Origin of the sequence: Geobacillus sp. BK01 (assembly GCF_052220245.1) — a bacterium.
Lineage (GTDB): Bacteria > Bacillota > Bacilli > Bacillales > Anoxybacillaceae > Geobacillus.
Genome location: NZ_JBQPTH010000013.1, coordinates 23,547 through 49,348, shown reverse-complemented (window position 1 = coordinate 49,348; position 25,802 = coordinate 23,547). Strand labels below are relative to the sequence as shown.

General features: G+C 53.9%; 20 protein-coding genes. 7 read left to right on the top strand and 13 right to left on the bottom strand.

Annotated features, from left to right (window positions below; translation table 11 throughout):
- Window position 1: 1 nt before the first annotated feature.
- Complete coding sequence (locus tag ACTVDO_RS12740) at window positions 2–1,288, bottom strand: nucleotide sugar dehydrogenase (protein ID WP_442901654.1); 1,287 nt, start codon at window positions 1,286–1,288, stop codon at window positions 2–4.
- A gap of 170 nt (window positions 1,289–1,458) precedes the next feature.
- Between ACTVDO_RS12740 and csaB the strand changes: the two genes are divergently transcribed.
- The 3 genes from csaB (at window position 1,459) to murJ (ending at window position 5,362) form a co-directional block, all read left to right on the top strand.
- Entirely contained in the window at window positions 1,459–2,592 is a 1,134-nt protein-coding gene (gene csaB / locus ACTVDO_RS12735; protein ID WP_442901653.1) for a polysaccharide pyruvyl transferase CsaB, read from the top strand.
- Window positions 2,589–3,764, top strand: a complete 1,176-nt coding sequence (locus ACTVDO_RS12730) for a glycosyltransferase family 4 protein (RefSeq protein WP_020961293.1) — start codon at window positions 2,589–2,591, stop codon at window positions 3,762–3,764. The genes csaB and ACTVDO_RS12730 overlap by 4 nt, the downstream gene beginning before the upstream one ends.
- Window positions 3,765–3,829: 65 nt before the next feature.
- Window positions 3,830–5,362 carry a murein biosynthesis integral membrane protein MurJ gene (murJ, locus tag ACTVDO_RS12725; protein ID WP_442901652.1) on the top strand — a complete coding sequence of 511 codons (1,533 nt, stop codon included), beginning with the start codon at window positions 3,830–3,832 and terminating at the stop codon, window positions 5,360–5,362.
- Between the two features lie 101 nt (window positions 5,363–5,463).
- Here murJ and ACTVDO_RS12720 read toward each other — a convergent pair whose 3' ends face one another.
- Entirely contained in the window at window positions 5,464–7,353 is a 1,890-nt protein-coding gene (locus tag ACTVDO_RS12720) for an S-layer homology domain-containing protein (protein ID WP_442901651.1), read from the bottom strand.
- A gap of 262 nt (window positions 7,354–7,615) precedes the next feature.
- Here ACTVDO_RS12720 and ACTVDO_RS12715 point away from each other — a divergent pair, with 262 nt between their 5' ends.
- A complete protein-coding gene (locus ACTVDO_RS12715) occupies window positions 7,616–11,260 on the top strand; it encodes a S8 family serine peptidase (RefSeq protein WP_442901650.1) in 3,645 nt (1,214 codons plus the stop codon).
- A 93-nt stretch (window positions 11,261–11,353) separates the two neighbouring features.
- Here ACTVDO_RS12715 and ACTVDO_RS12710 read toward each other — a convergent pair whose 3' ends face one another.
- The 6 genes from ACTVDO_RS12710 to ACTVDO_RS12685 form a co-directional block, all read right to left on the bottom strand.
- Window positions 11,354–13,282 carry a S8 family serine peptidase gene (locus tag ACTVDO_RS12710; protein ID WP_020961297.1) on the bottom strand — a complete coding sequence of 643 codons (1,929 nt, stop codon included), beginning with the start codon at window positions 13,280–13,282 and terminating at the stop codon, window positions 11,354–11,356.
- A 108-nt stretch (window positions 13,283–13,390) separates the two neighbouring features.
- Window positions 13,391–14,803 carry an N-acetylmuramoyl-L-alanine amidase gene (locus ACTVDO_RS12705; protein ID WP_020961298.1) on the bottom strand — a complete coding sequence of 471 codons (1,413 nt, stop codon included), beginning with the start codon at window positions 14,801–14,803 and terminating at the stop codon, window positions 13,391–13,393.
- 316 nt (window positions 14,804–15,119) lie between these two features.
- Window positions 15,120–15,533, bottom strand: coding sequence for a hypothetical protein (locus tag ACTVDO_RS12700; protein WP_020961299.1), 414 nt, complete (start codon window positions 15,531–15,533; stop codon window positions 15,120–15,122).
- An 82-nt stretch (window positions 15,534–15,615) separates the two neighbouring features.
- Window positions 15,616–16,761, bottom strand: coding sequence for a non-hydrolyzing UDP-N-acetylglucosamine 2-epimerase (gene wecB / locus ACTVDO_RS12695; RefSeq protein WP_020961300.1), 1,146 nt, complete (start codon window positions 16,759–16,761; stop codon window positions 15,616–15,618).
- Between the two features lie 279 nt (window positions 16,762–17,040).
- Complete coding sequence (locus ACTVDO_RS12690; RefSeq protein WP_442901649.1) at window positions 17,041–18,423, bottom strand: C40 family peptidase; 1,383 nt, start codon at window positions 18,421–18,423, stop codon at window positions 17,041–17,043.
- 189 nt (window positions 18,424–18,612) lie between these two features.
- Window positions 18,613–19,107: a hypothetical protein gene (locus ACTVDO_RS12685; RefSeq protein ID WP_081713499.1), complete on the bottom strand. Its 495-nt coding sequence runs from the start codon at window positions 19,105–19,107 to the stop codon at window positions 18,613–18,615.
- A gap of 215 nt (window positions 19,108–19,322) precedes the next feature.
- Here ACTVDO_RS12685 and ACTVDO_RS12680 point away from each other — a divergent pair, with 215 nt between their 5' ends.
- Window positions 19,323–19,733 carry a helix-turn-helix domain-containing protein gene (locus tag ACTVDO_RS12680; protein WP_020961303.1) on the top strand — a complete coding sequence of 137 codons (411 nt, stop codon included), beginning with the start codon at window positions 19,323–19,325 and terminating at the stop codon, window positions 19,731–19,733.
- A 121-nt stretch (window positions 19,734–19,854) separates the two neighbouring features.
- Here the strand turns inward: ACTVDO_RS12680 and ssb are convergent, their stop codons facing one another.
- A complete protein-coding gene (gene ssb, locus ACTVDO_RS12675) occupies window positions 19,855–20,214 on the bottom strand; it encodes a single-stranded DNA-binding protein (RefSeq protein WP_020961304.1) in 360 nt (119 codons plus the stop codon).
- 271 nt (window positions 20,215–20,485) lie between these two features.
- Between ssb and ACTVDO_RS12670 the strand changes: the two genes are divergently transcribed.
- On the top strand, window positions 20,486–20,926 hold the full coding sequence (locus tag ACTVDO_RS12670) for a YwpF-like family protein (protein WP_020961305.1): 441 nt from the start codon (window positions 20,486–20,488) through the stop codon (window positions 20,924–20,926).
- A 50-nt stretch (window positions 20,927–20,976) separates the two neighbouring features.
- Here ACTVDO_RS12670 and ACTVDO_RS12665 read toward each other — a convergent pair whose 3' ends face one another.
- From ACTVDO_RS12665 to ACTVDO_RS12650, 4 genes are all read right to left on the bottom strand, one after another.
- Window positions 20,977–21,699, bottom strand: coding sequence for a class D sortase (locus tag ACTVDO_RS12665; protein WP_442901648.1), 723 nt, complete (start codon window positions 21,697–21,699; stop codon window positions 20,977–20,979).
- Between the two features lie 6 nt (window positions 21,700–21,705).
- Window positions 21,706–22,638 carry a processed acidic surface protein gene (locus tag ACTVDO_RS12660; protein ID WP_020961307.1) on the bottom strand — a complete coding sequence of 311 codons (933 nt, stop codon included), beginning with the start codon at window positions 22,636–22,638 and terminating at the stop codon, window positions 21,706–21,708.
- A gap of 146 nt (window positions 22,639–22,784) precedes the next feature.
- A complete protein-coding gene (locus tag ACTVDO_RS12655; RefSeq protein ID WP_020961308.1) occupies window positions 22,785–24,161 on the bottom strand; it encodes an aspartate kinase in 1,377 nt (458 codons plus the stop codon).
- 148 nt (window positions 24,162–24,309) lie between these two features.
- Window positions 24,310–24,744 (bottom strand): DUF1284 domain-containing protein, encoded by a 435-nt coding sequence (locus ACTVDO_RS12650; protein ID WP_020961309.1) that lies wholly within the window; start codon window positions 24,742–24,744, stop codon window positions 24,310–24,312.
- Window positions 24,745–25,081: 337 nt separating this feature from the next.
- Here ACTVDO_RS12650 and ACTVDO_RS12645 point away from each other — a divergent pair, with 337 nt between their 5' ends.
- Complete coding sequence (locus tag ACTVDO_RS12645; RefSeq protein WP_442901647.1) at window positions 25,082–25,681, top strand: hypothetical protein; 600 nt, start codon at window positions 25,082–25,084, stop codon at window positions 25,679–25,681.
- The last annotated feature ends 121 nt before the right edge of the window (window positions 25,682–25,802 follow it).

The following is a 25,802-nucleotide window of genomic DNA, read 5'->3' as shown; positions in this document are numbered from 1 at the left end:
CTCATACTCTCTCCACATCTTGAATGGCTTGGACGACCGATAAATGGCCGATTTTGTATACGGTCACGTCTTCGCTGTCAAGCGCCACGCAGTTTTTCGTGTCGAAGATCACTTTTGTTTTCATCGGCGCCAGTTCTTCGGCCGTCATCGTTTTGAATTCGTTATGGTCCGCCAAGACGACGACAAGGTGCGCCCCGTCGAGCGCTTCGTCTTTCGCGGCGAGCGGAAACGGCACTTGCGACGGCTTGACGTGCGGGTCGTAGGCGCGGACGTCAAACCGTTTGTTCCGCCGCAGCTGTTCGTAAATGTCGATGGCCGGGCTTTCGCGCACATCGTCGGTGTTGCCTTTGTACGTCAACCCGAACACGGCGATGACCGGCGATGCGAGTTCGGCCGTCATGCGTTCGATTTGTTCGACGACAAAGCGCGGCATTGAATTGTTGATGCGGCGCGCCGTCTGAATGAGCTGCGACTCTTCTTTCGCTTTTTCGACGATAAAGTACGGGTCAACGGCCAAACAATGCCCCCCGACTCCCGGGCCCGGGAGGTGGATGTTGACGCGCGGATGCTTGTTGGCGAGCTCGATCACTTCATGAGCGTTGACGCCGATGCGTTTGGCGATTTTCACGAGCTCGTTCGCCAAGGCGATGTTGACGTCGCGGAACGTGTTTTCCATCAACTTTGCCATTTCGGCGGTGACCGCTTCCGTTTCGATGACATCGCCTTTGACGATCGCCCGGTACACATCAGCGGCCCGCTTCGCCGCCTCTTTCGTCACACCGCCGACAATTCGGGTGTTTTCTATGAGTTCAATGAGAATGCGGCCCGGCAAGACGCGCTCCGGACAATGGGCCAAATAGACGTCCCGCTCCGGATCGAGCCCGGATTCGCGAATGATCGGAGCGACAACGTCATCCATCGTGCGCGGCGGAATCGTCGATTCGACGATGACGATGTTGCCTTTGCGCAAATGGGGCGCCACCGATTTGGCGGCGTCAATGACATAATCAATGTTGGCCGTATAATCGTCGTGAATGGGCGTCGGGACGGCGATGATGAACACATCCGCCGCTTCCGGGGCGAGCTGGGCCCGGAATTTCCCTTCTTTGACGACCCGGTTGACGAGTTCGGCCAACCCGGTTTCTTCAATATGAATGCGGCCGCTGTTGATCGTCTCGACGACGGTTTCGTTGACATCGACGCCGATGACGTCAAATCCGGCATCGGCGAATATCGCAGACGTCGGAAGTCCGATGTAGCCGAGTCCGACGACACATACTTTTTTCATTGTGACAACCTCTCTTTATAGACTAGAATTGCGTTATATTCGAGCCCTTTCGACCAATCACGTTATAGTATAACAAAATGCGACTCGTTTTGCATCATTGAATCTAGCAAGGGCAAATGCTACAATTAAGGTTGATTTTTGCGGAACGATGTTCGTTTAGAGGAGGAGTTATGTCGTTGAAAATTGTGATCTCAGGCTTTTACGGGCTCGGCAATACAGGGGATGAGGCGATTTTGGAGGCGATTATCGACAACCTTCGCGCCGCGTTGCCGAACCCGGATATTACGGTGTTTTCGCTTTCGCCGGAACAAACCGCGAACACGCATAACGTCAAAAGCGTCTACCGCGGATGGCGCCGTGATAATAAAGGAAAAATTCGGGCGCTGCGCGAGGCGGATTTGTTGATCAGCGGCGGCGGGGGCCTGCTGCAAGATACGTATCCGACGCGCTTTTTGTTCGGCCCGCTTCCTTATTATTTATTAATTGTGTTTTTGGCGAAGCTGTGCGGAACGAAGGTGATGTTTTTCTCGCAAGGAATCGGTCCGGTGAACACGAGATGGGGGAAGATTTTAATGAAAGTGTTTGCCAATATGGCCGATTTTATTACCGTTCGCGATGCGTACTCGAAACAGCTGCTTCATGAGCTTGGGGTGACGCGGCCGGAAACGGTCGTCACCGCGGATATTGTGTTTGCCTTTCATCATAAGGAAGATGACGCCTGCCTCGAAAGCCTTCCGCTTCGCGGCGATGAACGGCTCGTGGCCGTATCGGTGCGCCCATGGCTTGACCGGCGCGACTATTACGGGCACATCGCCAAGGCGCTTGATGAGCTGATTGAGCTTGAAGGCATCACCCCGGTGTTCGTGCCGATGGAAGGGCATCATGACGTGCGCGCGTCCGAGCAGGTCGTCGGGCAAATGAACCACCGGTCCGCTTGCCATATTCTCGGTCCGGACTTTACCCCGAACCAATATTTGCATTTTATAAGCCGCTGCCGCTTGACGATCGGCATGCGCTTGCATTCTCTCATTTTTTCCGCCTTGGCGGGCGTTCCGCATATCGGCCTCAGCTATGACCCGAAAGTGGAAAGTTTGCTAAAGCGCTCCGGCATGTGGGACTATTCGTTTCGCCTTGAAGACATCGAAGTCGGGCGGCTTGTGGATAACGCCCGGTATATGCTCGCCCATCGCGACAGCGTGAGCACCATTGTCCGGCAAAACGCGGCACAAATGCGGCAAGAGGCGATGGAAAACATCCGCCTGCTGAAAGCGAAATTTCTCTCGCAAGGAGAAGATGGCCGATGAACATTTTACTCGCAACTGTTTTCAACTACCCTCACGCCGGAGGGTTGTCGACCCATGTGACGACGTTGAAAGCCGGGCTTGAAGCGCGCGGGCATCACGTCGACGTCGTATCGTTCAGCGACGTTCCCCCGGCTGTGCAGACGCTGTTCGCCAAAGGGCCGAGCTTTTTGTTGAATAAAGCGGCGAAAGGAACGGGCATTCTATGGAGCCATGCGGTCCGGCAGCGGCTTCTTTCCAGGCTGATCGCCGAAAAAGCGGCGAGCCGGCGGTATGATGTCATCAACGCCCAAGAAGTGTATGCGACGCTGGCGGCGCTGCCGTCCGGCATTCCGACGGTGACGACCGTGCATGGCTATATGACCTATGAAGCGATCAGCCGCGGAGCGGTGGTGGAAGGAAGCCGGCAGGCGAAACGCTTGCTTGAAATCGAGATTGAAGCTTACACGAAAACGCGGAAAATTGTGACCGTCGATCAGCGCATTAAAGAGTATGTACGGGAAAAAGCGGGCGTGGACGCGACCGCCATCCGCAACTTTATCGACGTCGACCGCTTCAAGCCGGAGAAGGCGAAGCGGCTCGCTTATCGGAACAAGCACGGTTTGCCTGAAGAGGCGGCGATCATTTTCGTGCCGCGGCGGCTGACGAAAAAAAACGGGGTCATTTACCCGGCCCTCGCCTTGCCGCGTGTGTTGGAAACACATCCGAACGCCATGCTCATTTACGCCGGCATGGGGGAAGCGTACGACGAGCTGAAGGCGCTCATCGAGCAGCAAGGACTGGGCAGCCAGGCGAAGCTGCTGGGCGCCGTTCCGCATGAGACGATGACCGAATACTACGCGCTTTCCGATATCGTGCTCGTGCCGAGCGTCCACTCGGCCGGCGTCGAAGAGGCGACGTCCATTTCCGCTTTAGAAGCCATGGGGTCAGGGTCGCCGCTCATCGCGTCGGCCGTCGGGGGATTAAAGGAAATTGTCGAGCACCGAAAAGACGGCCTGCTTGTGGAGGAAAAAAATGTGGACGAGCTCGCCGAGGCGATCATCGAACTGCTCGACCGCCCGGAGTTCGGCCAGCAGCTGGCCGCGGCGGCGCGCGCGAAAATTGAAGAACATTATTCGCACTTATCGGCGGCGAAAAAATACGAAGACATTTATCGGGCTGCGCTGGCGCTGTAACGATATGGCCGTCTCTTTGCCAGAAGGGGCGGCCTTTTCGATGTTGAACGAAGGAAGTGACGACGATGTCCTCATTAAAACGGACGGCCGTTTGGATCACCTTGCTCGCTCTCGTTGTCAAGCTGGCGGGATTTTTGCGGGAAAGCGTGATCGCCAAGCAGTTCGGCGCCAACGAATACACGGACGGCTACTTGCTGGCGTTTTCCTTTATTACGCTCGTTTTGGCCGTCATTTCCGTCGGGTTTAATAACGTCTTTCTTCCTCTCTATATTCAAACGAAACAGACGGACCCGAAAGCGGCGGAGCGAAACGCCAACGGCATTATGAACGCCACGGTGGCCATCTTTCTGCTCATTGCCCTCGTTGGCTATTGGTCCGCCCCTTCATTCGTCCCCGCCATCTTCGGGCGGATGACGGCGGCCACTGAAGCGGTGGCAGTGAAGATTACGCAGCTTTTCTTCTTGTTTATGGGCGCGATCGCTTTAAACGGCATTTTGGATTCGTACTTGCAAGGGCGGCGCATTTTTGTCCCGTCGCAAATATCGAAACTGCTCGCCACGCTGATGGGAGCGGTGTTCGCCTTGCTGTTTGCCGATGTGTGGGGCATTTACAGCCTCGCCTACGGATTCGTCTTTGGCATTGTCCTCGGCGTTGTGCTCATGTTTTTCTATTTATACCGGAGCGGATACCGATGGACGCCGACGCTGGCTGTGGATCCCGATTTCCGGCAAACGTTTTTGCGCCTGCTTGTCCCTTCGCTGCTGAACGCGTTTGTCGGGCAAATGAACATGTTTATTGATAAAATATTCGCCTCCGGAACGATCGGGGGAGCGGTGACGTATTTAAACAACGCTTCATTGCTTGTCAGCCTTCCGCACACCATTTACGGAACGACGATCGCCGCCATTTTGTTTACGCTGTTGTCTGAACAAGTGCAACGACCGCGCCAGTTCCAACAAACGTTTTTTGCCGGTGTCGAGCTGTCGCTCATGACGTTGCTGCCGGTCGCGGCCGGGCTGTGGGTCGTCGGCGACGCCGCCCTTTCCGTGATCTACGAGCGCGGCCAGTTTACGGCAGCCGACACGCATCGCACCTATGTCGCCTTGCTTTGTTATTTGCCGCTGATCGTCACGCAAGGGGTGCAATATATCGTCGCCAAATCGATGTACGCAAAAGGCAAAACGGCTCTCGTATTGCGGATCAGCGTCACGACGATTGCGCTCAATATCATCTTGAACAGTCTGTTCGTCCGCTCACTCGGCTATGCCGGCATTGCGCTGTCGAGCTCGCTCGTTTCGCTCTACTATGTCACCGCCTGTTCGGTCGCCGTGTACAAAGACTTTGAGCGCGGGGAGGCGAAAAAGCTTTTGTCATTGTTAGTCCGCGTCGGCGGCGCAACGGCCGTTATGGCCGGGGTGTTGTACGGGGTAAAAGAAGCGGCGCAGATCGGCGACTGGCCGGCGCTGTTGGAATTGGCGGTGCTTGTGCCGCTCGGTGCGGCCATTTACATCGCCAGCACGTACGTCTTGTACCGCGAAGGCTTTGACCGCCTGCTGCGCACGCTTCGCGCAAGGCGGGGCGCGAAGCCGTCAGCGTAGCGCAAGGGTTGGCCTTGAAACATCGTCCTTCTAGATAAAAAGGTGTCCCGGCAAAAGTCGGGACACCTTCTTTTATGACGATTCGCAACAACGACGCGTCGTTACTTCGCCACCGGCAGCGGCGATAACAAATCGCTGCGGATATACGCCGAACCGGTCGCCGGCAAGTCGGGAACGATTTCATACCATTCATAGCCGTCCGGCTGTTTCGGCGTTTTGCCGATCACCGCCACCGGCGTATTGGCCTGTTTGTACTCATACCAAACCGGCGGAACGACAGCTGGCTGCAACCGGACGTTCACACTGTCGGTATTGGTTGCCATCACCATATATTGGCCAAAGTCTTTGCCGCCGAGGAACTTGTCCGCTTGGTACATCCATCCGGCGATTTTTTGCCCCCAATACGGGTCGGACGCATAGCGGATGTTAAAGCCGACCGATTTGTCCCCGAGCACCGCGCCGTTGTAGCGCCAATCGCCCGGATTGGCGTATTGCCCGGCGACGATCGTTTTCGCCATATAGTCGATGCACTCGGCGAACGAAGCGAACGAATCGGCGCTTCGCAACGGGTCGCTATCATACGCTTTAATGCCAAACAAATTGTTTTTCGTCTGCGCGAGTTCACTGAGCCCCCAGTTGCTTTCCAAAATCGCATGGGCGAGCAAGTACAGGGCGTTGACTTGATACTTTTCCTCCGCTTGTTTAAACGCCGCGCCGAGCTCTTTCAACGGGCTCGCCGCGCGATAGGCCGCGACAAACCGGTTTAGCTCATCGGCTGTATAATTGGTTTTCGTTCGCAGCGGCAACACATTGAAATATTGATACGCCGTTCCGACGAGCTGACCGGATCCGTTATAAAACACGTCGCCGTTCCAGCTGTAGTATTTCTGCCCTTCTTGCATAAACGACGGCGCTTTTCCATACACATAGCTTGCATATGTATTGCTCGTCGTGTTGTAAATGACATGGACAAGGGTTCCATTTTCCACTTTGTAATACGACCGTCCCTGCAAAAGCGCAGTCGGGACAAGGAGCACATCCGTTTGTTTCACATAGCCGACCGTGTCAGCGATTTGCACCTTCACCTTTTCCTCGTCCGCCTCTAAATACTTCATTTCCGTATTGGGAGCAACGTAGGTGAGCGAAGCGCTGAAACCGGCGTTGTAAACCGTTGTCGTCGACTTGCCCGGCGCAGGCTGAGCGATCGCATGCCCGCTTGCCATTTTGACAATTTTTGTGCCTTGGACGATCACTTGCGACGATGGATTGGTCAGCGCCGCCTCTGCTTGGTCAAACGTCGCATACCGCTTCGGCCAGACGATGAGCTCCCCTTTTTCAATCACGCCGATTTGATACGCCATCTCGGGCATCTGCTCGGCCCACACGTCAAGCAGGCGGTACAAAAACGCCGCCGCATGCGCCCGCGTCGCTTCCGCTTTCGGGTCAAAACGGAACGAAACGCCATCTTCGTTTGGAATGCCGCGAATAATGTTGTAATAGACGTTATGGGCGATCGCCAGCTTCGCGACCGAGGACAGCTCGCTGACATCCGTAAACGAGGCAAGAGACGCCGGTTGTGTTGGAATTCCTAAATAGCCAAACACCCGGTCGATCATCAACGCCATTTGTTCCCTTGTAATCGGGTCGTTGATGCCAAAAGAGCCGTCATGATACCCTTCGACAAGGCCGGCCGCGCTCGCCTTGTAAATGCCATCCGCCAGTTTGGAAGACGGCGATACATCGGAAAAAGCAACCGTTCCTTTCGCTTCAGGCAGCTGCAGCGCCCGAGCCACAAACGTGGCGAACTGGCCGCGCGTAACTTGTTCGTTCGGACGATATCGCCCATCTGGATACCCTTGAACGACGCCTTGACTCACCATGGCCCGCATCTCTTCCTCAAGCGCGATGCCGGTAATGTCATCAGCGAAGGAAACGGAACTATTGACAAACAGCAAGCTGAACAAAAGGACAAAACTAGCGACAAAGCGCAACAGCGTTCCCCTCCCTCGTTTTCATAGATTTATAGAATCATAGGCAAAAAGCGGCCTATGGCGCAACGACAAAATCTCTTATGTTCTGGCTTAAGCATAGTCATATTTTAGCAAACATTGCCGAAACTTGTATTACGTTTTCGTTACATTTTTGTTACTTTGGTAATGTTTTTGATAAAAATTAGAAAAATAGAAGGTATTTTTTTCAATAGTATCGTAATCTTTTTGTGTGATGTCCAATTTTTCAAAAGGAGAGAGCGCTTTGCAACTATCACACTGCTTCCGTACGTTGTTATCGCTAGGGATGGCGGCCTCACTCGCCTTTTTCGGCAGCGGCCCGCCGCTCACCGCATCGGCCGCCGTCACGAAAAACGAAACCACTGTGGCGTCTTTGCTCGACCGCCTCGGCCTTTCGGAACAATCGGGCAAATTTCAAGCGGCTGCGCCAAACAAGAAACAGCCACCGCCTGCCTTTAGCGACAATGAATTGATCATCAAGTACCGGCAACCCCTTTCTGCCAAGGAACACGAACAAGCAGGAGGCAAACTGCTCAAACGCATCGCGTCGTTGCACTATGACATTGTCCAGTTGACACGAAACACAAATATGGACGAGGCAATGCGCCGCTATGCGAAAAACGGTCATGTCGTCTCCGTTTCGCGCAGCGCCCGTTTCGTCCCGTTGTCCGTCCCGTCCGGCGACCCGAAGCATGATCGCGCCTATTATTTAACAGCCTTGCACATCGAACAGGCGCTCGCGCTCGCCGGTCCGCACCCGGTCAAAATAGCGGTCGTCGACACCGGAGTCGATGCCCGTCATCCCGAACTCGCCGGCCAAGTGATCGCCAACTACAACGTCATGAACCCGCTCCAAAAAGGGGCTGCTGATGTCCATGGAACGCATGTCGCCGGCATCATCGCCGGCAAGAAAGACAACGGCATCGGCGCACACGGCGTCTTCCCGGGCGCCCGACTCATTTCGATTGATGTATTCAACCGCTCATTTTTCAGCTCCGATTATGTGGTAGCGGAAGGCATTTTGGAAGCCATTCGCCAAAAGGCGCAAGTCATTAACTTAAGTTTAGGCTCGTCGGTTTCGTCCCCGATCGTCGAAGAAGCGATCCGAAAGGCGCTGGCCGCCAATATTACCGTTGTGGCTGCTGCCGGCAATTCGGGAACAAGCATGTATGAGTATCCTGCCGCCTATAAAGGGGTCATCGGAGTCGGAGCGGTGAACGATCGACGCCAGCTTGCCGATTTTTCCACTTACGGTCCGACCGTGGATGTCGTCGCTCCTGGGGAAGACATTTACAGCTCCGTATACGACGTGGACAAAAAATCGACATTTGCGGAATTGAGCGGAACATCGATGGCCGCCCCAATGGTGACGGCTGTTGCGGCCATGCTGCTATCAAAGCACCCGAACTTGACGCCGTATGAGATTCACTACATTTTAAACAAAACGGCGAGCGATTTAGGGAAAAAAGGGTACGACTTGCAATACGGATACGGCCTTGTCAACCCCGTTGCCGCTTTGCGGTTCGACCTGAAGCATATCCCGGCTCCTCCATCGGCAACAGGGACAAAAGTCCTGCAAAAAGCGAAGCGGCTGACGATGGACCGGGCCACGACACAAACGGGCACCATCACACAACTAGGTGAGACGGACTGGTACGCACTTTCGGTCCGCAAAGGGGACTATATTCAAGCAAAAGTGAGCGGCGCTGCCGATTATGACTATCAATTTGATCTGCTCTTTTTCCAAAACGGTCAATCGGCGCCAACCGTTTCAGTGCCGGTTAATGATGCGGGCCAAGGAGGGGAAGAAGGCGATTTGTTCATGGCGCCAGCCGACGGGACGGTCGCCATCGGCGTGAAAGATGCGCTTGGCAACTACAACGAGAACGGATCGTCGAAGTACACGCTGTTTGTCGGCCGAGAAACGGCACCGCTCGATGACGGCAACACCGTCGAGCAACCGTTTGTGATCCATTCCTTGCCGTACCATTCGCGGCAACAGCACGGCCCTCTGTTTTTCACGAATGAGCCGCCAAGCCCTGTTCAAAACGAGCCGAACGAGGAGAAAACGGAGTCGAAAGCGAAGGCAGGAGAGAAAGAGGCGCCATCCCAGCATCCAACGACTCTGCCTGGCGACAGCGACTATTTTTCCTTCTCGCTCCCTGTTTCAGACGAACCAGCAGACCAAACGGTTCACATCTCCTTAAGCGGGGTGGCTGGAATTGATTCGGCGATCAACGTGTATGTGATGGAACCTAAAGACCCGAATTCGGAAAATGGCGAGGACACACCTTCTTCCGATGAACCTCCGGCACCGGAGACAAAGCCCGCAATGAATCAGTGGCCGATCGATTCTGCGAATATGAACGGGTACGGTCAAGGCGAAGAGCTGACCTTTACGGCGACTCCAGGGATGAACTATATCATCGAAGTGACGAACAAACCGATCAGCGACCCGGCGCTGCTGCCATTGGCAAATGAAATGAGGATCGATCTCAACCGCAACTTCTCCTCGCATTTGCCTTACGAGTTGACGGTGGATGCCGCAACCTTGCCTGCGGATGAAGACGGGTTTCCGATGGCAAGCGGACAGCTAGAAGAAGAAGTGAAAAACGGAAACATGGAAGCATATAGAACGAAAAAAGAAGAGTTGCAAAAACGTTGGCAACAAATGGCGTCCGGCCTTGTCGCGTTCTATGGCGATGAGGACTGGAGCAAGGCCGTGCGCCAAGCAGCCCGGCCGTATGAAAACGGGCAAACGGCCAATGGCTATTTCCAATACAGCGGCGATGAAGACTGGTTTGCCTTCGCCCCTAAACAAGACGGCGTTTACGAATTCCGATTCGCAGCCGATCACCAACATGACGTGCCGATGGCGACCATTTTCGTCTACAGCGAAAAAGAAAAAACATTCAACTATATCGGCTCCAACGCGAGCTATGATGGCTTCAACTTCAAACCAAACGCCCGACTGGCCATTGGTTTGAAAAAAGGAAAAACATACTATATTCAGCTCAATGACAAAACATATCGCCCTTCCGTCAAAGCGTATGCCTTAACATCCGCTTTGCTCGCGAGCCATATCAACGACCGGTTTGAAAACAACGATGATTTCGATGCGGCGACAACGATCGGCTTAAAAGCCATCACGGGAAACTTCGCGGCCGCACAAGATCTCGATACGTATTACTTCGAGCCGAAGAAAAACGGGCTGTACGGGTTCGCTGTCACCCCAACAGCGATTCCGTCCCGCTATGCGTCTTTGCCTGCAGAACTGAAAGGGCCGATTGACCCGGTCATCATCGTCGTCGAAGATACAAATAAAAACAAACGGCTCGATCCGGAAGAGGAAGGGCGCACATGGCTCATTGACAGCGGGCTGGACAATGAGGAAGAGCGCGGTGCGCTGCGGGCCGACCAAACGAAAGGATATTTTCTCGTCACCGCCGATTTTTACGGCCATACGTCCGTGACGCCATACGTGCTGTCTTTAGCAGCAGCCGACCGGCCAGATGAAGACCGCGGCTCCGTCGTCCGCCGCGGCGTGCCATCGAAGCCGCTGGCCCTCCGGACGCCAAAGTCAGGTACGTGGTACAATAGCGGTTATATGAATGCCTCAACCGCGCAGGGGGATGCCGACTACTACGCGTTGACAGTCCGCACGGCAGCCACATACACGTTGCAGCTGCACGTCCCGTCCGATCTTGACGGCGTGCTGGCCGTGTACAACGCGAACGGCAAACTCATCGCCAAAGGCGACTACTATCCAAAAGGCGACGATGAATACATGACTGTCAAACTCGCAAAAGGAGCCTATTTCATCAAAGTGGAAGACGCCTTTGGCAACGCGAGCGCCAGCCCATACAAACTGGTGATCCGGAAGCCGTAACAGCCTCCAAGCGGCGCGGCACTCATCGTCCGCCCTCTCCGGTCAGCCCAAAACAAGAAGGTGTCCCATCGTTGAGGGACACCTTCTTATTGTTTATCGAAACCGCTCATTCGACGCCCGGGCGGCAAACACAAAAAACTCAAGCCGTTTGACAAATTGATACGGCCGGAACGTGCCGTTCGGATACCCATCGGCAATCCGGGCGGCGGCCAGCTTGGCGATGGCATCGTGCCCGGTCACGTTCGGTGTGACGTCGCGAAACGCCACCGGTGCACCATCCGGAAGATCGTAAGCGCGCGATAACACAATGGCGGTCTCCGCCCGCGTAATCGGTTGCTGCGGCCGGAACGTGCCGTCCGGGTACCCGCTGATCAACCCGCGCTCATAAGCGGACTGGATGTAGCCGGAAGCAAAATCGGCAGAATGGACATCCCGAAACACCGTCTCCCGTTTCGTTCCGTCAAGATGGAGCGCGCGGCCGAGCATCACTGCTGCCTCGGCGCGCGTAATGGTCGCATACGGCCGAATCGTTCCGTCACGATAGCCTGACACAATCCCTTGGCTCGATAAGTAGACGATCTCCGGCATATACCAAGAGTGGACGGACAAGTCTTTATAATACGGATCAGAAACGACGACCTCCATAAAACCGATCGGTTCTGATTCCGTTCCGTCACGATGGACGGAAGAAAACGCATACCGGTACGTTCCTTTTACAACATAGTCTTTGTATATCGCCGCTGTTTGCAGCGGTTCGATCAATGTTCCGTTGCGATAGACGCGGTATCCTTTCACCTCGCTTCCCGACGGGGTGACGGAAAACGAAACTTCTCCGCGGTTTGCCGACAACAGTTTCACCTCGAGGTCGGGAGGGGTATTAGGCATGGCTTGCACGAGCCCGTAACCGTACCATGGATCCTTGCCGGGCGCTCCTAAATCAAGGGCGCGGTCTCGCAACATTTGGCGCAACTGGGCGTTTGTCCGCTCCGGGTATTGCTGCTTATACAGCGCCAACACCCCGCTGACAAACGGCGCCGCCATCGATGTTCCCGACATGTGTGTATACCCGTCGCCGCGGCCGTCAGGGTCAAGGGACACCGGCACTGTACTATAAATCCCTTCACCCGGCGCCGCCATTTCGACAGCCGGCCCGGTCGCTGAGTATGGCACGCGGACATGATCTTGATTGACGGCGGCCACGGCCACAACGCTATCATATTTGGCCGGATATTCGACCGTATCGCCGGCTCCATTTGCATGGCCGTTGTTCCCGGCGGCGGCCACGACGAATATTCCGCTTTTATACGCCTTCTCCACCGCTTCTTTCAATACGGGGGCATCTTCTGGAGCGGCTAAACTTAAGTTGATAATATCCATCCGATGTTTGATCGCCCACTCAATGCCGGCTAAAATGGTCGACACGTTGCCTTCCCCGTAGCGGTCTAACACTTTCAGCGCATAAACGCTCGCACCGGGAGCCACGCCGACCGATCCTATATTGTTATCTTTCGCCGCAATAATGCCGGCGACATGTGTGCCATGTCCGTTATCATCTTGGTACGAATTCGGACAATAAGATAAGAGGCAGGCTCCGCCGGCGACCGACAAATCCGGATGACGCAAGTCAACGCCGGTGTCAAGAATCGCGATTTTCACACCCTTGCCCGTGACCCCACGGGTATGCATGACCGTCGCCTTCGTTTCAGCTACCCCCCAGTTAGCCGCTTGGCTGTCGATCGCGACTGTCGTATCTTGCTGAACGTAGTCGACACCCGGCCAACGGCGCAGCAGCTCGACCGCCGAAACCGGCACGGACGCCGCTACGGCCGGGAGAACGTCAAACCGTTTTATAACGCGCCCACGCAACGATTCCACCGCTTGCTCATCAATTTGCTGCTGAAAGACCACAATCACATTAACCGCCAACGGATTGGCGGCCTCGGCCGCACCAGCCGCCCGTCCCGGGGCCACAGCCGCCGCCAACATCAGTGCCATCACGAACATTCGCCACATTTTCCCCATCGCCGTTCTCTCCCCCCAACTCCCACACGAACAAGTCCTTGCCGCGTTTCAGCAGCTGCGCCCGCAGCGGCGCGATGTCATGAAACGGGAGAAGCTTTGTCTTTGTCGCTACTGAACCCGATCGTACAACGGCTGAAAATCCAGCCCGCTTTCGAGCGCATAGTAATCGAGAATGCCAAGATAGATCGCTTTCGCCGCCTGCTCCTGCCAATATGGCGATCCGAGTTTTTCCGCATCTTCCTTGCGGTCGATAAAGCCAAGTTCCACTAATACGGCTGGCATGCTGTTTTCGCGCAATACGTGCAAATTGCCTCTTTTTGTTCCGCGGTCAACAGCGTTCCACGCCTCCACGAGCCGCTTTTGGATGCATTGCGCCAACTTTTCGCTTTGTTCCACATACGGGTTGGTCGCCGCGGCGCTGTAATAATACGTTTCCGTTCCTGTTCCGCCCCCGGCATTCGTATGAATGCTGACGAAAACGTCACCCCCCTGCTCCTTGGCAAAGGAGACGCGGCCGCTTAAAGGAACGAAAACATCCGTTTCGCGCGTCAATGCGATGCCAAATCCTGTATTCTCAAACAACGATTTTACTTTTAAAGCCACATTTAAATTGATCTCTTTTTCCAAGAGTCCATTCGCGACCGCGCCAGGATCGTAACCCCCGTGCCCGGGGTCAATGATGATCGTCTGCGTTCGAACGTAATCGAGCAACTCATTGTTTTCACCGGGCTCGGCAGCACCGCCGGACAAATAAGCGCGGCTCACAAATCCTTCAATGCCCGATGAACGGACGTACGCCCAATTGCCGACAACGTGCAAAAGGTCCACCGATTGCCCGCGATACAGCAAGCCGACAGCACCATAATTCGTCGACGGACCTTTGCGGACATTTAACGCCGAAGCCGTGACCGTCGCCTCGCCTATGGATGACAGCTGGGGGTTGACACGGTATTGCGGGTTAATGGCTCTTGCCACAAACACAGCAAAATCCGCGCGAATGATCGGCTCGTCTTCGCCAAACGTGCCATCCGCCTTCCCTTCGGCAATCCCTCTCATTTTCAATTGCTGTACGGCGGCGGAAAGCGTCGTGCCGCCGAGCGAATATGCGCGGTTAATGAGAAGCGCCATTTCTCCGCGCGTTACAAACTGGTCGGGCCGGAATGTGCCATCTCGATAACCGTTGATTATGTTATGTTCGACCGCCTCTTGTATGTATCCGGAGGCAAAATTCCCTTTCCCGACATCTTTAAAACGTGTGGCCCGCGGTTCCCCGTTAAAGTTTAACGTCCGGCCAATAATCGCCGCCGCTTCCGCCCTCGTCACATACTTGGCCGGATAAAAGCGGCCGGATAGGCTCCCAAGCACAATTTGCCCCTCTGCCAAGTAATAAATTTCATTTTTGGCCCGGTGGGTCGTGCCCACGTCGTAAAAGTATGGAGCCGCCTTCGCATGGTGGAGCGGCGCAGGCCATGTCGCCAACATCAAAAGACAAAAAACGATCCATAGTTTCTTTTTCATCATCTTTGGCGAGGAGCCCCCCACTGCAACGACTAAAGGGAGAAAGTGGGGGGAGGGGTCGCCTTTCCTCCTTTCTCCTTTTTCGACACATTTTTCTCTCATTCTACCATAAGTGACATCTATCATGAATAGATAATGAAGCGCATTTTTGATCCAAAAAAAGCGATGACCGTCTCGCATTCGGCCATCGCTTCAGGCTGTCAACCTGCTCTATTCCTAATTTTCCATTCCGAAACATGGAAGAAAGGGAGGCCTTCATCTATTGTTTTCGACAGCCGGTGTTCGAACACCTGTTTAGAGGCCCGCGGCCTCTCCTCCTTTACTGTTTTCCATTTTGGCTGCGCCGCCCGGTTTCTTGTTCTGTTAACCGGCGAATGTGGTACTTTGCCTCCATTTTGCATGTATAATCGATATCGTCTACACCTAACCGCCCGATAAGCTCATTCAACGTCCGAATCTCTTGTTCCGTCGGCGGTTCATTCAATATTTTTTCGATCACGTCGTTAATTTTCTCAGCCAATTCCTCATGAAAACGCGGATCGCGCTTGATTTCGTCATCCAGCTGACGAAACCATGACGCATTCTCTTCCGCGTACGTTCGCCAATAAGCTAAAAATTGGTCGATGGCATATGTTTGTTCGTCCCACTGGATCGATTCCATATATTTCTCAAACGCCGAAGAAATCGATCTCGTCACACTAATTTTCACTTCTTTCGGGAGACTGTTTAACATAATCGCGCTCTTTTAACCTCCTCACTCCCAACGGATTGTTCCCCGCTAGTTTCCCCCTTCACGGCATTGCCCCGGTCACAGTTTACGGGCGGAACATTTCCGGCCGTTTTTCCTTGTAGCCGAAGTAGTACAAAATCGCTTCAACAATCCGTTTGGACGCTTGTCCGTCCCCGTAAGGGTTGGACGCTTTCGCCATTTTTTCATGCTCCCCTTGGTCAGTAAGCAATTGTGACGCCATGCGGTAAATCGTCTCTTCGTCCGTTCCGGCGAGTTTCAATGTCCCGGCTTCGATGCCTTCGGGGCGCTCGGTCGTATCGCGCAACACGAGAACAGGGACGCCAAGCGACGGGGCTTCTTCCTGCACACCGCCGGAATCAGTTAAAATCAAGTACGCCCGGGCGGCAAAATTATGGAAATCGAACACATCAAGCGGCTCAATCAAATGAATGCGCGGGTCGTCGCCCAATACGTCCGCTGCCGCTTCGCGCACCGCCGGGTTTAAATGGACGGGATAGACGACTTGGACATCGTCATGGTCGCGAACGAGGCGTTTGATGGCCCGGAACATGCCGCGCATCGTTTCACCTAAATTTTCGCGGCGATGGGCGGTTAATAAAATCATCCGGTCGTTGCCGATTTTGTCGAGAATGTCGTGGCGATAATCGTCTTTCACCGTCGTTTTCAGCGCATCAATGGCGGTGTTTCCCGTAATAAAGATCGACTCCGGTGCTTTGTTCTCCCGGATTAAATTATCGTACGCCTTTTGCGTCGGGGCGAAATGAAGATCCGTCAACACCCCGGTCAGCTGCCGGTTCATTTCTTCCGGGAACGGCGAGTATTTATTCCAGGTGCGCAGCCCCGCTTCCACGTGGCCGATCGCAATTTGATTGTAAAAGGCGGCGACGCTGGCGACAAACGTCGTCGTCGTATCGCCATGCACGAGCACCAAATCGGGCTGTACTTTCCGCATCACATCATCGAGCCCTTCCAAGGCGCGGGTCGTAATGCCGGCGAGCGTCTGGCGGTCTTTCATAATGTTCAAATCATAATCCGGGCGAATGCCGAAAATGTCCAATACTTGATCCAACATTTGCCGGTGCTGCGCCGTCACCGTTACAATCGGCTCGATCCACTCCGATTGTTTTTGCAGCTCGAGCACGAGCGGCGCCATTTTGATCGCTTCCGGTCTTGTGCCGAAAATCGTCATTACTTTCCGTTTCGTACCCATTGTTTCACCCGCTATTCGTTGTGGTAAAGAAAACTTCAACAAACTACAATATCACAATTCGAGCACTTCCTCAACTTTTGCTTCCCCTTAACCTTCAACACAAACAAAACGGCACGATCCCACTGTAACGGTTCGTGCCGTTGAATTTCTCCAAATGTTGTTCAACCGCCTTCACAAGCTTCCCATGCGCGCCAGCGAACCGGCCCGGGACGGCTGCGCTGCTGCTTTGCCTCGGATCGGCTGAAACGGCCGTCGACAAAGCGGTTTCGGACAGCTGCGCTACAACCGTTTCGCCCCTAAATACCGCGCTTTCCAATACGGATTGCTCAATTGACTGATCGTCACGCCCGTTGAGGCGCCGCTATGGACGAACTGGCCGTTGCCGATGTAAATGCCGGCGTGCGACGGGCCTTTTTTGTATGTTTCAAAAAACACGATGTCTCCGACAGCAGGCGAAGAGACTTGTTTCCCGACGTTCCAAATCTGCGCCACTGTCCGCGGCAAGGAGACGCTTTGTTTCTTGAAGACATAGAGAATAAACCCGCTGCAATCAAAGCCGACTTCCGGCGTTTCGCCGCCCCACACATACGGGGTGCCGAGCAGTTCGGCCGCATCGGCGATAAGCCCGATCGGATCGAACGAAACGGCTGGGGCTTGTCCGATCAGGCGCTCGTATGTATCGCCATCCACAACCCCGGTCGCCGGGAGCTTGGCGTCTTGTTGGAAGCGGCGGACCGCATCGGCCGTGGCCGTGCCGTAATAGCCGGTAATGGTTGGGTAGGTGAAGTAGCCAAGCTGTTTTAAGTTCGTCTGCACGCGTTCCACATCGTGGCCGCGTGAACCGATGGTCAAACGTATGGCGGGGCGGTTCGGTTCAGCGGGCGGAGCGGTTTTTTTCTTTGCCGCATCGGCGATGCGCGCAAGCGTCGCTTCGTCAGCCAAGCCGGTGGCCGGCAGCCCGTTGTCCTTCTGGAAGCGGCGGACCGCATCGGCCGTGATCGTGCCGTAATAGCCGGTTACGTTCGGGTATGTAAAATAGCCGAGCTGTTTTAAGTTCGTTTGCAGTTGGCTGACTTGGGAGCCGCGCGAGCCGATTTTCAAGGCCGCCGGTGAAGGCGATGCGGCAGCCGCCCGTTGGCTCGCCGCCCGCTCGAGGCGCTCAAGCGTGGCGGCATCGGCTGTTCCATTGGCCGGGAGTCCGTTTGCCCGTTGAAACTGCTTGACCGCTTTTTCCGTCACCGTTCCGAAATAGCCGGTGATCTCCGGATATTGGAAGTAGCCGAGTTGCTTGAGACGCTGTTGGAGCACTTTAACATCGTCGCCGCGCGAACCGACCGCCAGCGCCCGGGCGCTTGGGGTGAACGCGCGCAGCTTCGCGTATGTCGCGTCATCGACCACGCCGGTGACCGGCAAGTTCACCGCCCGTTGAAACGCCTTCACCGCCTCTTCGGTAATCGTCCCGAAGTAGCCGGTCGCCCGCGGATAGGTGAAAAAGCCTTTTTCTTTTAATAGTTGTTGCAGCTCTTTTACTTTCGGAGAAGTCATTCCTTCTTTCCATTCCGCTGCTTCCCCGTCACCTGGCGCCAAAAAGAGCGCAGAGGCAAAAGCGGCAGCTAACACGACATGGCTTGGCTTCACTTTCGTTTCCTCTCCCTTCCCCATTCCTTCCTATTTTGAGTCTATATCATTCGTCTAGTGCGCCACATTGCGGCAGAACCCGACAAATCAGGCGCATTCGACAGCAAAGCTTGACGTTTTTTCCTTTTTCTTTAAGTATAACGAACAGATGATGGGAAAGGAAACACTTTTTTCATATACGAGCGCGGGAACTGGTGGTCGAACAGCTTCTTGCTACTTTTCGCGGTTGTTTCGGGCTGAGTATGGAAACAAGTAGGAAATGCGGCGATGATCACAAATATAGATCGACTGCAAAATTTCGTAAATTAACTGTTTTTCCATGGACAGCCATTCATTGGTGCGGATCAACATGTATTTTTGTTGGAGCTGATTCCATTCGTAGAGGGCAACAGCTAACGTTTTCAAACGGAGGTCAAGCTTGACGATAAACATGTAAAGCTGGCTGACGCATTTAAATACCAAATAAAGCTGGGCCTCATCCGAACAGGCGACTGTGCGAAACAACGTCTCGCCCTCGAATGAAAAATTCCCCTTCTCCCCTTTGCTTCTCAAACAGCGGAGCGAATCAGTGAAATTAGTCGGAACGATCGTTTTCAAACGGATGGAGAACGGGTGTTTCATTTCCTTAATGAATATACGGTACATGTTTTCTCCTTTTTTTGCCTCGTTTCGTTCACGGACAACGAAATCGGCGAGATAAATATTCACTTCCATCCCTCTTTTTCCTATGGTAATAGTAAATATTTACCCTTTTTTACTTATTGTACTATGTCTAGTAAAAGGAAAAAAGATGTCGACCGTTGGAGGGGAAGGTAGTATTGTTCTGATTATGAACGTTTAAGGGTGATGGGCTGAAAAGGAACGAAAATCATCATCGCGCTTTCCTATCTTTAAGATAATGATGTAAAGCGTGGTGACAAACGATGGAAAACCTCGGCGAGATGCTGAAAACGTTGCGGAAACAACAGCGCTGGACACAGGAACAACTGGCTGACAAGTTAAACGTTTCCCGCTCACAAATTAGCAAATGGGAAAACGGCAGCTTGCTTCCTGACATACAATCGCTTAAAAAGCTTTGTCATCTATTTAACGTCAGTGCTGATGTGTTGATTGGCAGTGAAGTGCAGCGGCGAGAACTGTTGCGTGAAGTCAAGCAGCTGTACGGGACAACGGACATGGATGAGAAGACGCTCGCCGCGATTGATTATTTGTTGCAAAACCGGGATATGAGCGAGGTGATGTACACGTTGGCGAAACTGCCCGAGAAAAAGCGAAAGCATGCGGAAACGATGTTGATGACGATCATTAAGGAGTATACTGAAGCCCTCGGCTGACTCCCGCCCTTCGACAAAAAAAGCGCTAACATCGGCTGCTAGCGCCATCGTTGGGGAGTTTTTGAGGACACATTTCTTTCTCTTGAGGATTCGTTTAGAAAGGCATGAATGAGGAAACAGATTAGACGTGCTCCGGCCATTCCCGTGTTTTGCCGGAGTGAAGAAACTGAACCGAATCAGCGACGACTTCCGTCACATAGACGCGTTGACCTTCTTTATTGTCATAGCGGCGCGTCTGGATTCTTCCCGTTACCGCCACCATCGATCCTTTCCGGCAGTAATGGGCGGTATGTTCCGCCGTTTTCCGCCATAACACACATGGAACGAAATCGGCATCAATCCCCCCTTCCGTGTTGCGGAAATTTCTCGCCACCGCCAAGGTGACGGTCGTGACGGCCGCTCCTTCGGCCGTGTAGCGAAGTTCCGGATCCTTCGTCAACCGGCCGACAAGTACGACTTGATTGATCATGTTCCGGTGCATCCCCCCTTTCCGTCCACCGCATCCTTATAATAAAGGATCTCGTTTTTTGCCGTAAAATCGCGATTTTTGTATTTTTCTGCGCAATCTATACATACAATCGACGAAAAAAGCGAAAGCTGCATCCACAATAGGGCCGCAAAATGGTGTTTTTGTCATTCCACATCAAAAAATGTGGATCGCTTTTTCGGCCGCAGGCATGTCATCCGGTTTTTCTTCCCATGACCGCCTATGCTATAATCATGGGGAAGACAACGGTAATGAGGTGGACGATATGAAAACGTTCAAGCTTGTCGGGCTCTCGGTCATTGATAGGGAAATGCGCCGCCAGGACATCCCGTTTATTGACGGCTTGATCATTAATAAAGAGGACGGCCAAAACCGCTGGCTTGTCGAAGCGTATTTGGATGATCATTATGAGCCGATGTTTGCCGGCTTGAAGGAACAACCGGAGTTTCAGCTGCAAGTGACGATCACCAATCCGGGCAACGATCCGGCGAACATGCTTGTCGCCGTCCGTTCCATCACGAAAATGAACGGCCATATTAGCGTTTTAATGGAAGGATTGATGATCCCAAGACGGACCCATTTAGCCGAAGTCGTATTGGCCGGCCTTGTCGAGAAAGGACTGCAAGGCGAAGCGCTGCTCAAAGAATTCCGCCAACAAATGGACGAACGGCAAGGCGCAAGAACACATCATGAACGAAACAGATAAACGGCTAGGGAGCGCGCTCCCTAGCCGTTTGATGTTCGATGTTCCGGCTGTCAACTTTTCCATCCCGCTTCCCTTGAAGAGGGGGATTTTTTGCCTACAGATTCCGACAAAGTCGCGCGAACGGCCTTGTCTATCCGGACAGGGCGGGCGGTGACGATATAGCGTTTCGGGGCGGGACCGATGAGGCGAAACGGATAGCACGTCGTCACGGTCAGCGTCGGCCGCGCTTTATCGACTAAAACGGTCCGGTCATCGTCATCGACGATGCGAATATGGACAACACGATAATGAATGACCTCGTCATTTGCCCGAATGATGAGCGCATCGCCGACCCCGATTTCCCCAAAGCGGCGAAACACGGTGTCGCGGTGGCCGGACAATACGACATGCCCGTTGCCGCCCGGCCAGGCGCTCGCCGGGTAATGGCCGACGCCGCGACGGAGCTCTTGTTCCCGAACGCCTTCATATACCGGAATCGCCACCCCGAGCTTCGGAATGGCCAGTTCGCCAAGATAGACGCCAATCGGCAGAGAAAAAGACCCTTCCCGACCGTCAGGCGGATGAACAGCCCGAGAACGCATGTCCGCTTCTCGTTTAGGCGCATGCCATACAGGAGGACGGGCATTGTCTTGCTTTGCCGCTCCCCGCCCAGCCATGTACCAATATCCGTTCCAGCCGGCCATCATCATTCCGATGACAATGAACATGAACGCCGCATACCGAACGGCCCGGCCTTGCCGGGAAAGCCGGTCCGTATATTGCTCACGCCCCATCACGTCTCATCCTTTGAGCCGTCCGACCCGCCAATAAAGAAGAAAACCGGCGGACGCGAGCAGCAGCCCGGCGAGAGTGTACGCCAAGTATGGCGACGCGGTATCCGGCAGTTTTTCCCCGTACATCATCGTTTTCATGTCAAGCGCCAACAATCCGGCATCGATCCCTTTCTTCCCGGCGCGAACGATGTAACCAGATGTCAGCATTTCTCTCGTAACGGCAATATCGGCGATTTCCTCGCCTTGACGATTATACAACTTGATGACCAGCGGCTCCGCACCGGCCGCTATAGCCACCGCTGAAAATCCCGTTTCCCTCCCGTCAACGTAGAGCTTGGCCTTGAGTTGCAACAAGTCGAGCGCTTCTTCCCAAATCGCCCGCAACTCGCGGCGCTCTTCTTTTGTCCATGGCCCTTCCGCTTGTTCAAACGAACTCAACCGCTTGTTGAGCGCCGCCAGTTGCCCGGACAGCTGCGGATTGTCAAGTGAAGCGATATGACGGGTGAGCTCGCGCACTTCTTTTTCTGTCATCCCGAGCACTCCAAGCAAATCGTTCAGTTGCTGCATGGCGGCGTTACGCTTCGTGTAAAAGCGAATGGCCGCGTCCAAATCTTCAACAAACGTATACTCTTGCATCGTTTCACCAAATTGGCCGAGCAGTGCCTCAAGCTCCTCGACAGTCAGCCCGTGCCGGCGCAATACGGCATGGAGCCGCTCGTCTGTCAACGGCGTGCCGAGCCATTGCTTTAACTCCCCCATCGTGCGAAAATCAGCGACGGTCAACCCGTACCGGTCCAAATAGGCAAGCAAGTCGCTTATCGTCCAGCCAACACTTTCAACGTATTGTTCCAGTTCGGTCCGGCTGATGGCGGCAGCTGCACTGACGGGAGATAACGCCACTGTCACTACGAACATAGCCATAACGAGCCATTTCCGCATCGTCGTTTCCTCCTTTCCATTGCTGTTTCATACATTGGTAGTATTTTCCGAACAGCTTCTTCCTATGTACGAAAAACAGCCATGGCGGAAACAAACATGCGGACGGTAAAAAAAGATGCCCGCAACCCGGGCATCCCGTTCCTTCTTTATGACAGCTGACCGACCGTCAGCTCTTGAAAGTAGGCGTTATACAACGCGCGGACGGCCTCGTTGACGACGTCTTCTTTGACGCCAAACATCATGCTCACCTCAGACGAGCCTTGGTTGATCATCTCCAAGTTAATGTTGGCGTTGGCAAGCGCGGTCGCCGCTTTCGCCGCCATCCCGACCGTTTTTTCCATCCCTTCGCCCACAACCATAATGAGCGCCAAGCCATATTCAATCGTCACTTCATCCACGACAAGTTCGCCGCGGATGCGGGCCAAAATGCGCTCATCTTTTCCATCGGCAAGCTGGCTGGCCCGCAAAATAACCGACATGTTGTCGATGCCGGACGGCGTATGTTCGTACGAGATACCTTCATCTTCCAAAATTTGCAACACGCGCCGGCCAAAACCAATTTCGCGGTTCATTAAATATTTGCTGATGTTGATGCTGCAAAAGCCCGTATCGCTCGCAATGCCGGCGACCGGTTCCTCGATATGGTTGCGTTTGGCGACGATCCATGTGCCCGGGGCGGCCGGGTTGTTCGTGTTTTTCACACAAACCGGAATGCCAGCCCGATACACCGGCTCCAACGCCTCATCATGAAAGACGGAAAAGCCGGAATACGACAGCTCGCGCATTTCCCGATACGTAATTTCTTTCAGCTTGCGCGCATCGGCAACGATCGACGGGTTGACGCAATAAATCGAATCGACGTCAGTAAAGTTTTCATATACGTCGGCTTTCACGCCAGCGGCGACAATCGAACCGCTAATGTCCGAGCCGCCGCGCGGAAAAGTCACGATATGACCTGAAAGCGAATAACCAAAAAAGCCTGGGATTACAAGTACACCGCGGCGTTCACGCAGCTGCCGCAGCCTTTCGTACGACTCCGGAAGCACTTGGGCGTTGCCCGGTTCGTCCGTCACGATAATGCCGGCTTCCAGCGGGCTGACATAGCTCGCCTCAAGCCCAACATCTTGCAAATAGAGCGCCATCAGCCTTGCGTTATGATCCTCACCGCTCGCTTTCATCGCATCAAGCAGACGGGCCGGCTCGTTCCGATAGGCACTAATTTTCGACTGTAAATCATCTTCGAGCTCAGCCAAAAAACCGTCAGCTTCCAGTTCAAGCTCATCGGCAATGTCAGCATACCGTTTCACGATCGCCTGCATCGTGTCTCCGTACGGTTCGCCGGCCAACACTTGTTCAGCCAGCCGAATGAGCATATCCGTCACTTTCACATCCTCTTTACACCGCTTCCCAGGCGCTGATACAACGACGATACGACGTTCAATATCCGAGCTGACAATATCCGCCACTTTGCGGAACTGCGCGGCGCTCGCCACCGAACTTCCACCGAATTTGGCTACTTTCATGTCCACGACCCCTTTTATACGAAAATCTCTATAATTGTTTATCATATCACATTTTTTGGCCAGTGGAATCATTCATTTTTTAGAAATTTCCGCAACTAGCGGAAGTCGCCGTCCTTTTTTCAATATTCCCTATGAAACGAGCCGGTTCTCACGTTTGCGCCACATTGCCGCGACGGACATTGGAAATCCCTTCCTTACAAACCCCATACGGCAACCATGAACAATGGCGGCAAAGATGATCCAAATCATCCGGTTTCACGTTTTCCGCCGTCCGCCGGACCAATTCCGACTTCCAATACACCTTGCCCGCTTCAAGCCCTAAATGGCGAATGACGTTCCCATCGAGCGAGCGGACATGCGCGTCGGAATTCGGTCCCGCCTCGCACGCTGTCTCTCCGTGATGCGGACAGGCGAAGCACGCCTCATCCAGCGCCGCTACGACTTCAATCGGAAAATCGTCCTTCTCATCACGGATACGTTCGACGATCTCCCACATTTTTTCGACAAACGACGGGCTGTAACCCATACCGCGAAACCCATGCACACAAAGCAAATGATGACCGCGCAAACGCAGCGGCTTCATGCCCCTCTCCCCCCTTTTCCCTTCTTCTCGTTCGAGCATATGACGGAGGCGTAGGAATATGCCTCCCATATCGTTTCCATCTTGAACACTCTCCCGCTTACACGGACGAGATTCTCCGGCAGACTGTCAGCCAAACCCACCCCATACGTTCCACGATCCTATCACTTTCCAAAAACATTCAACAATTGAACATTCCCCCACCTGCACGTACGCTTAGAGGGGGAGGTGATAACATCATCATACGCCAATCTTGATCTTCCGGCAATCACGACTTGTCCAACGCTTCCCGTCCCGCTTTTCCATTCAAGGGTGGGAGGCCGTGAGGCGGCATGGTACAATGAAAACGATGACTTTGCAACGAAAGGAATGGCGGATGATGACGAAAGAAGAAGCAGCTCGTTTGCTTTCTGTTTTGCTTCACGAACTGACAACGCCATGGCGAAAAGAAAAAATCCATTCCGATGTGCTGGAGATCATTATGAACCTGCGCATCCAGGCGGCGGATGACGAGCGCTACATGCATGATTTGCTCAGCAACATCGCCTTTGCCGGCGAATCGGCGCATGCGTTAAAGCAAATTTGGAGCTACATGCTTCGCGAGCAAACGTTTCTGTCGCCCGGTACGATCGAGGCGATGCTCACGGACGCCCAACAGGCGATCCGCCGCCGTCTTCCCGAACTGACCGCCCGCTACAGCCGTCCGTTTCAACAAATCGACAGCTTAACGGAGCGGAAACATCAGCTCGAACGCTCCTACAGCGCGCTCCTTCTCTTTAACCGGATCGCCACCGATTTTTTGCTTCAGTTTGTCCGGGAAGAAAATGAATCGGCCGCCCGCGCGTTTTTCGCCGCCGATCCGAACGAACTGATCGAAGTGTTCCACCATCTTTGCAGCGTCTATGCGAGCCGCTGGCTTGAAGGACTGGAAGTCGACTAACGCCCCGCCCTGCTCCGGCAGCAGGGCGGTCCGTCTTCCGGTAGTTGACGGTTTTTCGTTTGACAATATTGTCCAGCCATGCTACCCTAATCATCAGGAGGAATTTTCTAAATATTCCTCC

Bases quoted from the DNA above. Each gene is read 5' to 3' on its own strand.
- ACTVDO_RS12740 (WP_442901654.1), bottom strand. From the start codon at position 1,288: ATGAAAAAAGTATGTGTCGTCGGACTCGGCTACATCGGACTTCCGACG.
- ACTVDO_RS12680 (WP_020961303.1), top strand. From the start codon at position 19,323: ATGGAAAACCTCGGCGAGATGCTGAAAACGTTGCGGAAACAACAGCGC.
- ACTVDO_RS12645 (WP_442901647.1), top strand. From the start codon at position 25,082: ATGAAAACGATGACTTTGCAACGAAAGGAATGGCGGATGATGACGAAA.
- ACTVDO_RS12705 (WP_020961298.1), bottom strand. From the start codon at position 14,803: ATGATGAAAAAGAAACTATGGATCGTTTTTTGTCTTTTGATGTTGGCG.
- murJ (WP_442901652.1), top strand. From the start codon at position 3,830: ATGTCCTCATTAAAACGGACGGCCGTTTGGATCACCTTGCTCGCTCTC.
- ACTVDO_RS12690 (WP_442901649.1), bottom strand. From the start codon at position 18,423: ATGGGGAAGGGAGAGGAAACGAAAGTGAAGCCAAGCCATGTCGTGTTA.
- ACTVDO_RS12710 (WP_020961297.1), bottom strand. From the start codon at position 13,282: ATGGGGAAAATGTGGCGAATGTTCGTGATGGCACTGATGTTGGCGGCG.
- ACTVDO_RS12700 (WP_020961299.1), bottom strand. From the start codon at position 15,533: ATGTTAAACAGTCTCCCGAAAGAAGTGAAAATTAGTGTGACGAGATCG.
- ACTVDO_RS12730 (WP_020961293.1), top strand. From the start codon at position 2,589: ATGAACATTTTACTCGCAACTGTTTTCAACTACCCTCACGCCGGAGGG.
- ACTVDO_RS12665 (WP_442901648.1), bottom strand. From the start codon at position 21,699: ATGGGGCGTGAGCAATATACGGACCGGCTTTCCCGGCAAGGCCGGGCC.
- ssb (WP_020961304.1), bottom strand. From the start codon at position 20,214: ATGCACCGGAACATGATCAATCAAGTCGTACTTGTCGGCCGGTTGACG.
- csaB (WP_442901653.1), top strand. From the start codon at position 1,459: ATGTCGTTGAAAATTGTGATCTCAGGCTTTTACGGGCTCGGCAATACA.
- ACTVDO_RS12660 (WP_020961307.1), bottom strand. From the start codon at position 22,638: ATGCGGAAATGGCTCGTTATGGCTATGTTCGTAGTGACAGTGGCGTTA.
- ACTVDO_RS12670 (WP_020961305.1), top strand. From the start codon at position 20,486: ATGAAAACGTTCAAGCTTGTCGGGCTCTCGGTCATTGATAGGGAAATG.
- ACTVDO_RS12655 (WP_020961308.1), bottom strand. From the start codon at position 24,161: ATGAAAGTAGCCAAATTCGGTGGAAGTTCGGTGGCGAGCGCCGCGCAG.
- ACTVDO_RS12650 (WP_020961309.1), bottom strand. From the start codon at position 24,744: ATGAAGCCGCTGCGTTTGCGCGGTCATCATTTGCTTTGTGTGCATGGG.
- wecB (WP_020961300.1), bottom strand. From the start codon at position 16,761: ATGGGTACGAAACGGAAAGTAATGACGATTTTCGGCACAAGACCGGAA.